The following is a 10470-nucleotide window of genomic DNA, read 5'->3' as shown; positions in this document are numbered from 1 at the left end:
GGTCTGGGTTGCGTCAGTTTCTGAGCACGGCGCCCGACGCAAAGGGCAGTTGAATTGACATCCGAGCAAAGACGGCAGTTCCTGCGCAACGCAGCCCTGGCTGCCTCCGTCGCCACACTCCCCCGCTGGGCCTGGAGCAATCCGCCCGCGCTGCAAAACAACCCCTTTGCCCTCGGCGTCGCCAGCGGCGACCCGGCGCCTGATGGCGTGGTGCTCTGGACACGGCTGGCGCTGACCGACCCTGCGCAGATACAAATCGCCCACACCGTGCGGTGGGAGGTGGCGCACGACGCTGGGTTTGCCCAGATCGTGCAAAAGGGCGAGGCCACTGCGCTGCCCGCGCTGGGCTACAGCGTGCATGTGGAGCTGCAAGGCCTGCAACCCGCACGCTGGTACCACTACCGCTTCATGCTGGGCGACGCGGTGAGCGCCACGGGCCGCACGCGCACCGCGCCTGCGGCGGGCGACATGCCCGGGGCGCTGCGGGTGGCATTTGCCTCGTGCCAGCGCTGGGAGCATGGGCACTACGCGGCCTGGCGCCATCTGGCCGCTGACCAGCCAGACCTGGTGCTGTTCCTGGGCGACTACATCTACGAATACGCCACACCCAAAACCACCACCGATCTGGCCCGCACCCACGGCCTGCGCCACGCCACCACGCTGGCCGACTACCGCGACCGCTACGCACTGCACAAGAGCGACCCGGCCCTGCAGCTGGCCCACGCCACCTGCCCCTGGGCCGTGACCTGGGACGACCACGAGGTGCAAAACGACTATGCCGCCGAGGCAAGCCGTGGCGAGAGCCCGGGCAGCGCCGCCTTTCTGGCCCAGCGCAGTGCGGCCTGGCAGGCGTTTTACGAAAACATGCCGCTGCGCACGACCAGCCTCCGGGGCCCCGCGTCCGCCGCCGGCTGGGACACGCTACAGATCTACCGCCGCCTGCGCTGGGGCCGACTGGCGCACATCCACCTGCTCGACAGCCGCCAGTACCGCAGCTGGCAGGCCTGCCGCACGCCCGAGGCCAGCAGCGCACCCGCCGTGCGCCCCGCCGACTGCGCCGAGCTGGCCCAGCCACAGCGCAGCCTGCTGGGCAGCGCGCAAGAGCGCTGGCTGGACGCGGGCCTGGCCGCCGACACAGCCAGCGCACAGGCCACACGCTGGAGCGTGATCGCACAGCAGACGCTGTTCTCGCCGCGCCACTACCCCTCTGGCACTGTGCCCACAGACGCCTGGGACGGCTACCCCGCTGCACGCCAGCGCCTGCTGCAATCCGTGGCCCGGCACACGCCGCGCAACACGGTGCTGCTGGGCGGAGACATCCACCAGAACTACGTCTGCCGCGTGCATGCCGATGCCGCTCGCGCCGACTCGGCCGTGGTGGCCAGCGAGTTCTGTGGCACGTCCATCAGTTCGCGGTCGGGCACCACGCAGGCCAAAGTAGACGCCATCGTCCGCCACAACCCGCATGTGCTGCTGGCACGCTGCGACCAGCGCGGCTACGGCCTGGCCGACATCACCCCCACGCGCTGGTCCACCACGCTGCGTGTGGTGGACGACCCGCTGCGCGCTGACAGCGGCGCATCCACGCTCGCCCGGTTTGTGGTGGAAGACGGCCGCGCAGGGCCCCAGGCGGCCTGAGGCGACCTGGGAAGGCGTGACCCGACCCGCCGGGCAGGCAAGCCCCTGGTCGTTGCGCCTTGCCAGGGCCCCGGGATGGCCTGTGAACCGCCGCTGACGGTCGGTAACAACTACCTTTTTGATAGCTGCTCAGGCATATTGCACTAGCGCTACCGCCGCAAAACTCCTTCAATCGGTGCACAAACCCCAGGGGCAGCCTCCTGCACGCCCTCGCAAGCTGCAGCAAGGCCCCTTACCATGGCCGCTTCGCTGCTTGCACCCACAGGAGACCCGCATGTCACCCACTGCCCTGCCTGCCACGTCGCACCTGCGCCGCCCGTTCACTCGCAACCTGCTGGCCCCTACGGCCCTCGCCACCCTGATGGCCCTGGCAGGTTGCGCCGGTGCGCCATCCCAGTTCGCCTACACCGTGCCCGCGCAGCCTGAAGGCTCGTCCGGCTACACCGAAAAACCGGGCTGGGCCACGGAGAAGTTTGCCGTGGCCGCTGCCAACCCGCTGGCCACCGATGCGGGTTACCAGATCCTCAAGGCCGGCGGCTCGGCCGTCGATGCGGCCATTGCCGTGCAGATGGTGCTGACGCTGGTGGAGCCCCAATCCAGCGGCATCGGCGGCGGCGCCTTCCTCCTGCACAGCAACGGCAAGCTGGTGGAGGCCTACGATGGCCGCGAAACCGCGCCTGCTGCCGCCGATGAAAAACTCTTCCTGGGTGCCGACGGCAAGCCCGTGCCCTTCTACGACGGTGTGGTGGGCGGCCGCTCGGTGGGTGTGCCCGGCACCGTTCGCATGCTGGAGATGGCGCACAAGCAGCACGGCAAGCTGCCCTGGGCCACGCTGTTCCAGCCCGCCATCACGCTGGCCGAGGGCGGCTTCAAGGTCAGCGCTCGGCTCAACACGCTGGTCAAGGCCGACGCCCACCTCAAGAAGGACCCCGTGGCCGCCGCCTATTTCTACAAGGCCGACGGCGACGCGCGCGATGTGGGCGTGAACCTGCGCAACCCCGAGCTGGCCGCCGTGCTGCGCAAGATTGCCGCTGAAGGCAGCAAGGCCCTGCACGAAGGCGAGGTCGCCCAGGCCATCGTGGACAAGGTGCAAAAGCACCCCACCAACCCCGGCAAGCTCAGCCTGGCCGACCTGGCTGGCTACCAGCCCAAGAAGCGCGAGGCGCTGTGCCACGACTACCAGGTGGCCAGCAAGGACTACCGCGTGTGCGGCTTTCCACCGCCCAGCTCCGGAGCCATCGCCATCGGGCAGATCCTGGGCATCCTGAAAAACACCGACGCCGCCGCCAAGCCCCTGCAGGACGGCCTGCCCAGCGCGGACTGGCTGCACCTCTACACCGAGGCCGCCCGCCTGGCCTTTGCCGACCGCGCCCAGTTCGTGGCCGACCCCGCCTTTGTGCAGCCCCCCGCCGGCAGCTGGACCAGCCTGCTCGCGCCCGCCTACCTGGCCGAGCGCGCCAAGCTCATCGGCACCCAGAGCATGAAGGTCGCCCAGCCCGGCAATCCCGGCGCCGTCAAGACGGGCTTTGCGCCCATGCCCGACCAGCCTGAATACGGCACCAGCCACATCAGCATCGTCGATGCCTTCGGCAACGCGGTCGCCATGACGACCACCATCGAAGACCAGTTTGGCGCGCGGCAGATGGTGAAAGGCTTCCTGCTCAACAACGAACTCACCGACTTCAGCTTTGCCCCCACCGACGCCCAAGGCCAGCCCATTGCCAACCGCGTGCAGCCCGGCAAACGCCCGCGCTCGTCCATGGCACCCACGCTGGTGTTCGACAAGGCCACCGGCGAGCTCTTGATGAGTGGCGGCAGCCCCGGCGGCGCGGCCATCATCCACTACACGGCCAAGACACTCTACGGCGTGCTCAACTGGGGCCTGATGCCCCAGCAAGCCATCAACCTGCCCAACTTCGGCTCGATGAACGGACCGACGCTGCTGGAAGAAAAACGCTTCCCACCCGCCACCGTCGAGGCCCTGCGCGCCCGGGGTGCCGAGGTGCGCGAGATGAACATGACCAGCGGCCTGCAAGCCATCACACGCGGCCAGGCGCATGGCAAGAAGCTGTGGATGGGCGGGGCCGATCCACGCCGCGAGGGCGTGGTGATGGGCGACTGAAAGCCTGCCCTGAGCGGCCCAACACGGGGCTGCGCGCCGAGTGTGCGGCCGCCTGGGCGGACATGGCGCGCGCCAAGGACGGACCCCGCTACAGTCTTGCCCCATGGATCTCCGAAGCCTGCGCTACTTCATCGCCGTGGTCGAAGCCGGCAGCCTCTCGCGCGCGGCGGGCAGCCTCTACATAGCGCAGCCCGCCCTCACCGCCCAGATCAAGAAGCTGGAGTCCGAACTGGGCGCGCAGCTGCTGGAACGCTCGCACGCGGGCGTCACGCCCACGCAGGCTGGCGTGCAGCTCTACCAGGACGCCCGGCGGCTTTTGAGCGACGCCTCGGCCATGCGGGAGCGCATCCAGCGCCTGCCGCAGGGGCCGGAGGGATCGGTCACGATTGCCGTGCCGTTTCTGCTGTCATCGCTGCTCATGGGCCCGTTGCTGGCGCACCTGAAGGACACGCACCCGCGCATTCGGGTGTTCGTGCTCGACGACCTCAGCCTCATGGTCAGGAAAGCCATGCTGGACCGGCGTGCGGACATCGGCGTTCTGGTCGACGCCGCGCAGGTGGAGGGCCTGCACTGCCGTCCCCTGGTGCGCGAGGCCATGTACTTTTGCGGGCACGACCCCGGCGGCACGGTGCGTGCGCTGCTGCGGCCAGTGCCTGACGCAGCAGCCACGGCCAAAGCGCCTGCTGCGCGCCGGGCTGGCGCGCGTGCCACGGCAGCGCGCGCCGCCAGCCCCACCATGCGCCCCACCATCGACTTTGCCGATGCGGCCGCACAGCCCCTGGTGCTGCAGTCGCGCCGCTACACCATCCGCCAGCGGGTCGAAGAAGCCGCCGCCGCGCGCGGTGTGGCCCTGAACATCGCCCACGAACACGACTCCGCGCGGGTGATCCGCTCGCTGTATGCGTGCGGGGGCGGCTTCACATTCACCCCTGCCTGCGCTCTGGGGGATGCCCCTGCCTCCAGCGCCGACTGGATGGTGGCCCGCGTGGTCAACCCCGAGATGACGCGCAGCTACACCCTGGCCACCGCTGCGGACCACGACGTGGACGGGGTGATGCAGGTGGTGATGGACGCGCTGGAGGCCGTGGTGCAGAAGCTGGTGGCATCGGGCAGGTGGGAGGCCGCAGTGTGACCCGAGTGACCGCAGTGACATTGCTCGAATCCGCGCAGTACCAGGACGACGCCGCAGCCACGTTTGCCGCGGTGGCTGCCCAGGTGGCTGCAATCGTGCCGCAGGCGCGCATCGAACACATCGGCGCCTCGTCCATTCCCGGCGCAGTCTCCAAGGGTGACCTCGATATCTGCGTGCTGGTGCCGCCGCAAGACCATGCACAGGGCGTGGCAGCGCTCGAGGCCGCAGGCTGCAGCGCCAAGGCCGACACACTGCGCGCGCCTGATCTGTGCATGCTGCTGTGGCCCGGCGCCACGATGGACGTTGCACTGCAGGTGGTGGCCTGCGGCTCGCCGTTCGGATGCTTTCTGCACTTTCGCGATGCCTTGCGCGCCGACCCCGCCCTGGTGGCAGAGTACAACTGGCTCAAGCAGCGATTCGCATCCGAGGGGATGGACCGCTACCGCGAGGAGAAGGCCCGCTTCATCGCGCAGGTGCTGCAGGCGGCGGGCAAGCCCCTGGCTGCCGACTGATCACATTCCCATAAAGGCTCTAACGATTCCGCTTCAGGAGACACCGCCATGGCATCCAAAACCATTTCATCGTCCCAACCCGCCTCCACCCTCATCGACCAGCGCATCGCAGACCTGACCGATTGGCGCGGCCCGGTGCTGGCACGCATGCGTGCGCTCATCCATGAGGCCGCCCCCGGCGTGGTGGAAGAGTGGAAGTGGATGGGAACTCCCGTATGGTCACTGGGCGGCATCCTCTGCACCGGCGAGAGCTACAAGGCCGCAGTGAAGCTCACCTTTTTGAAGGGCGCCTCGCTGCCGGACCCGGCGCGGCTGTTCAACGCCAGCCTGGATGGCAATGCGCGGCGCGCCATTGACATCCACGAGGGCGACGTGGTGGATGCAGAGGCGTTCAAGTCGCTCATCCGCGCGGCAGTGGCACTCAACGCCGCCAAGCCGGCCAGATCCTCCGCAAAAAAGCCCGCCACCCGCACGAAGGCGGCATAACACGGTCGCAGCCGCACACGCAGTGTGTGCGGAAGGACGCTATGGCAAGGGCATCAATTTCAGTGATGCCTGCCCATCAGCAATCGGTATTTCCCTGATACCCCGTCTTCTGGAACAGTGACCCCATGCCCCGCGCTCGACGGGGCCGGTGTTTCAGGAGACAGCCATTACCACCTCGCCCCCCATTTCCCCGCGCGTGGTCGCCAACGTCGGCGCCCTCGTGGCGCGCAGCGCCCGTGCCCATGCCCGCCGCATGGCGGTCAAGAGCCCCGCACGCAGCATCACCTATGCCGATCTGGAGCAGCGCACCAACCGCCTGGCCAACGCCTTGCTCGGCCTGGGCCTGCAGCGCGGTGACCGCGTGGGCATCTACCTGCCCAACTGTGTCGAGGTCGTCGAGATCGAGATCGCCTGCTACAAGGCCGGGCTGATCAAGGCGCCATTCAACGCCCGACTCTCGCCCACCGAGGTCGGCGCCATTGCCGCCAACAGCGGTGCGGCGCTGATCGTGACCACCGCCGAGCGCGCCGAGACCATCGGCCCGCATGTGGCGCAATGCATGCCCGGCGCCATGCCCCGGCTGCTGCTGACCGACGATGCGGGCCCCGCAGGGTATGAAGCGGCACTGGCCCAGGCCAGCGCCACGTTCACCCCGGTGGTCGTGTGCGAGGACGAAGTCGCCGTGCTGCACTACACCTCCGGCTCTTCGGGTGTGCTCAAGGCGGCCATGCAGACCTTCGGCAACCGCCTTGCGCAGCTGCGCAAGTTCCTCACGCGTTCGGACGGGCAGCAGCCCGGCCACATCCTGGGGCTGGTGGGCCCGATCACCCACGCATCGGGCATGCAGATGGTGCCGGCGCTGTGCCAGGGGGTCACCATCCGCCTGTTCAACGGCTTCGAGCCCCCACGCTTCATCGCCGACATGCGGACCGACCGCGTGACCCACACCTTCATGGTGCCCACCATGATCAACATGCTGCTGACCGAGCTGGAGGGCCAGTACCGCCCCCTGCCCGACCTGCTGCGCCTGGGCTACGGCGCCGCCCCGATGGCGCCCGCGCGCATCCTGCAGGCCATGGACGTGTTCGGGCCCATCCTGCAGCAAGGCTACGGCGCGGGCGAGACGACCTCGGGCGTGTGTGGCCTGTCGGTGGAGGACCATCTGTTTGCCCGCGCTGCGCGGCCTGAGCGCCTGGCATCGTGCGGACGCCCGTTTCTGGAATGTGATGTGCAGATCCTGGGCGACGACGGCCTGCCCGTGGCCACCGGCGAGATCGGCGAGATCGTGGTGCGTGGCGACGACATCTTTGCGGGCTACTGGCGCGCCCCCGAGCTGACGGCCGAGGTGCTGAAGGACGGCGCGTACCACACGGGCGACCTGGCCCGCATGGATGACGAGGGCTACGTCTACATCGTGGACCGCAAGAAAGACATGGTGATCAGCGGCGGCTTCAACGTGTACCCATCGGAGGTCGAGGCCGTGCTGTACCAGCACGATGCCATTGCGGACGCCTGCGTGTTCGCCGTGCCCGATGACAAGTGGGGCGAGGCCGTGGCCGCGCACGTGGTGCTCAAGCCCGGCCGCGCGGCCGGCGCCGACACCACCGCTGCGATCGACGCGTTCTGCGCCCAGCACCTGGGCGGGTTCAAGCGGCCACGGCGCATTGAGTTCGTCACCACCCTGCCCAAGAACCCCAACGGCAAGGTGATGCGCCGTGCCGTGCAGGCCCCGTACTGGGAGGGGCGTGGGCGGATGGTGAATTAGGTACATCCCCCTGAGGCGCTGCGCGCCTTCCCCCTTCTCTCGCATCGCTTCGCGCTGCGGGAAGGGGGACGACGCCATCGCTGCGGGGCGGCCCTTGCTCGGCGTCTCTCGCCTGGGCCTGCGCCAGTTTCCAGAGCCCGCTGTCACAGCCAACGACAAGGAATCCTGACATGAACAACGACATCACATCCCCCCTCCCAGCGCCGCTGTTCCCCGGCATGCCTTTTGAAGGCTCGCCACAGGCGGCCGAGCTGATTGCGCGCATCAACGAGTTTCTGTATGGCGAGCTGGCGGCGCTGGCGCGCGAGCATGGCATCGACCACGAGAACGCGCCCGACAAGGCCTTGCTGCAGCAGGTGTGGAAGCGCTCGCACGCGCTGGGGTTTTACGGCATGACGCTACCGCAGAAGATGGGCGGCCTGGGCTTGTCCACGCTGGACCATGTGCTGGTCAAGGAAGCCATCTACGCCAGCGGCTCGCCATTCGCCCCCCATGTGTTTGGCGAGCTGAGTGGCCCGCCACGCGTGGGCGCGCTGGCGCGCATGGCCACGCCGCACCAGATGCAGCAGTTCATCCTGCCGGTGGCGCGTGCCGAAATGGCCATCTGCTTCGCGCTGACCGAGGCCGAGGCCGGATCGGACGCTGGCAACGTGCAGACGCGCGCCGTGCGCGATGGCGACGACTACGTCATCACGGGTGCCAAGCGCTTCATCTCGGGCTCGCCGTTTGCCGACTACGCAGTGCTGATGGCGTCCACCGCCACACACGACGACCCCGATCCGAAAAAGCGCGAGGTCACGGCCTTCTTTGTGGACCTGCATGCGCCCGGGGTGCGCGTGGAGTCGGGCTACAAGACCATGGCGGGGCAGACGAGCACGGGCAACATCGTGCTGGAGGGCACGCGCGTACCCGCCGCCAACCTGATCGGTGAGGCCGGGCGCGGCCTGGCGTTGGCGCTGGGCCGCATCAGCGTGAACCGGCTGCTGCACTGCCCCGCCATGCTGGGCCTGGCGCAGGTGGCCCTGCGCGATGCGCGCGACTACGCGCAGCAGCGCCACCAGTTCGGCCGCACCATCGGGCAGTTCCAGGCCATCCAGCACATCCTGGCCGATATGGCGACCGACTGGGCTGCCGCACGCGGGCTGATGCTGGCCACAGCCCGCGCGATTGATGCAGGCGCCGAGCCCCGCGCCGAGTCGTCCATGGCCAAGCTGTTCTGCTCGGAGGCTGCCTTTCGCATCGCCGACCGCGCGGTGCAGATCCACGGCGGCGAGGGCATCGTGCAGGGCCGGCGCGTGGAGTTCCTGTTCCGCATGCTGCGCATGTACCGCGTGCTCACCGGCACGAGCGAGATCCAGCGCAACACCATCGCGAAAGAACTCATGGCATCCCCCTGAGCGGCTGCGCCGCCCACAACGCGCCAAAACAACACTCACAGAAAATGACACGGAGACAAGACAAGACATGACCAATCAACCCATCCCCCACCTGCGCCGCCGCGTACTGCTCGCTGCAGGCCTGCTGCCACTGCTGGCCAGTACATCCATCATGGCCGCCGAGCCGTGGCCCGCTCGCCCCATCAAATGGGTGGTGCCCTACCTCGCCGGCACGGGCCCGGACACCACGGCCCGCATCGTGGCCGAAGCGGTGTCGAAGGAGCTGGGCCAGCCCGTGGTCATCGAAAACAAGGGCGGCGCAGGCGGCAACCTGGGTGCGCGCCAGGCGGCCAAGGCGGCGCCGGACGGCTACACCTGGGTCTACGCCGGCTCGCCCATGGCGGCCAGCATGCGCATGTACAAGCAGCCGGGCTACGACGCACTCAAGGACTTTCGCCATGTGATCGGTCTGACGAGTTCGGACACGGTGGTCATCGTCAACGCGCAAAGCGACATCCGCAGCCTGGCCGACCTGCTGGCGCGCCTGCGAGCGCAGCCCGGCAAGCTGGACTACGCGTCGGGCGGTGTCGGCACGCCCTCGCACCTGGGGGTGGAGATGGTGCTCAGCGTCAGCCAGGCGCAGGCCACGCATGTGCCGTACAAGGGCGCTTCGGAAATCGTCAACGCGGTGCTGGGCCAGCAGGTGGCCTTTGGCGCACCCATCACCGCGGTGGCGTACTCGAACATCGTGGCTGGCAAGCTGCGCGCACTGGCCGTGACCGGGCCCGCGCGCAATCCCAAGCTGCCCAGTGTGCCCACGCTGGCCGAGGCGGGCCTGCCCGGGGTGGAGCTGACCTCGTGGGGCGGCGTCTCCGTGCCCACCGGCACGCCCGATGCCATCGTGTCCCGCGTGCGCGCCGCGTTCGAAGCCGCCTTGCGCCAGCCCGCTGTGGTGACCGCGCTCGAAGAACAAGGCGGCATGGTCAACCCGCAAGACGGCGAGACCTTCACACGGGCCTTCGGCAAGGAAATCGGCTTCACCGAGGCCATGATGAAACGCATCAGGCTGGAGCCGATGTGATGGCGCGAAGGGGTGAACGCGCCCACGTGCCCGGCCCTACCCGTCTATACCAGGCAACGCATCACTTCAATTTTGATAGCTGCCAGCGCATATAAATTGTGCGCTTGAGGCCTTTTTCATCTCAAAAAGGTTCCAAACCCCCATGCGAAACCTCCCAACGCTCGCGACACTCGCCTTGCCACTCCTGCTAGGCCTGGCACCTGCAACCCTGGCCCAGGTGGCCGATGTCCGGCAGGACGCAACCGCCGCCACGCGTGCGCGCCAGGCCGCATCCCTGGGCACACTGGACGTGAACGCGCCCGCCAGCTTCGAGGACGCGAGCCGCGGCCTCATCGCCAGCCCCAGCGGCCAGGTGCGC

At 68.5% G+C, this 10470-nt stretch carries 9 protein-coding genes; all 9 read left to right on the top strand.

Annotated features, from left to right (window positions below; genetic code table 11):
* Window positions 1-54 precede the first annotated feature (54 nt).
* Complete coding sequence (locus DBR23_RS01285) at window positions 55-1638, top strand: alkaline phosphatase (protein WP_108497046.1); 1584 nt, start codon at window positions 55-57, stop codon at window positions 1636-1638.
* 274 nt (window positions 1639-1912) lie between these two features.
* The gene (locus tag DBR23_RS01280) at window positions 1913-3760 is read left to right on the top strand and encodes a gamma-glutamyltransferase family protein (RefSeq protein ID WP_199227605.1); all 1848 of its coding nucleotides are present in this window, start codon (window positions 1913-1915) and stop codon (window positions 3758-3760) included.
* 103 nt (window positions 3761-3863) lie between these two features.
* Window positions 3864-4892 (top strand): LysR substrate-binding domain-containing protein, encoded by a 1029-nt coding sequence (locus DBR23_RS01275; RefSeq protein ID WP_108497045.1) that lies wholly within the window; start codon window positions 3864-3866, stop codon window positions 4890-4892.
* 14 nt (window positions 4893-4906) lie between these two features.
* The gene (locus DBR23_RS01270; RefSeq protein WP_158276407.1) at window positions 4907-5404 is read left to right on the top strand and encodes a GrpB family protein; all 498 of its coding nucleotides are present in this window, start codon (window positions 4907-4909) and stop codon (window positions 5402-5404) included.
* A 48-nt stretch (window positions 5405-5452) separates the two neighbouring features.
* Entirely contained in the window at window positions 5453-5890 is a 438-nt protein-coding gene (locus tag DBR23_RS01265; protein ID WP_108497043.1) for a DUF1801 domain-containing protein, read from the top strand.
* 196 nt (window positions 5891-6086) lie between these two features.
* Window positions 6087-7655 carry an AMP-binding protein gene (locus tag DBR23_RS01260; RefSeq protein ID WP_199227604.1) on the top strand — a complete coding sequence of 523 codons (1569 nt, stop codon included), beginning with the start codon at window positions 6087-6089 and terminating at the stop codon, window positions 7653-7655.
* A gap of 170 nt (window positions 7656-7825) precedes the next feature.
* Window positions 7826-9052, top strand: a complete 1227-nt coding sequence (locus tag DBR23_RS01255) for an acyl-CoA dehydrogenase family protein (protein ID WP_108497041.1) — start codon at window positions 7826-7828, stop codon at window positions 9050-9052.
* 67 nt (window positions 9053-9119) lie between these two features.
* Complete coding sequence (locus DBR23_RS01250) at window positions 9120-10112, top strand: tripartite tricarboxylate transporter substrate binding protein (RefSeq protein WP_108497040.1); 993 nt, start codon at window positions 9120-9122, stop codon at window positions 10110-10112.
* Window positions 10113-10287: 175 nt separating this feature from the next.
* The coding region (locus DBR23_RS30165) for a hypothetical protein (protein WP_233250218.1) at window positions 10288-10470 on the top strand (183 nt) is incomplete at its 3' end.

The sequence above is a fragment of the Acidovorax sp. HMWF018 genome (assembly GCF_003061035.1).
GTDB lineage: Bacteria > Pseudomonadota > Gammaproteobacteria > Burkholderiales > Burkholderiaceae_C > Acidovorax > Acidovorax delafieldii.
The sequence above is the reverse complement of the archived record's forward strand: the minus strand, read 5'-3'. Positions and strand labels throughout refer to the sequence as shown.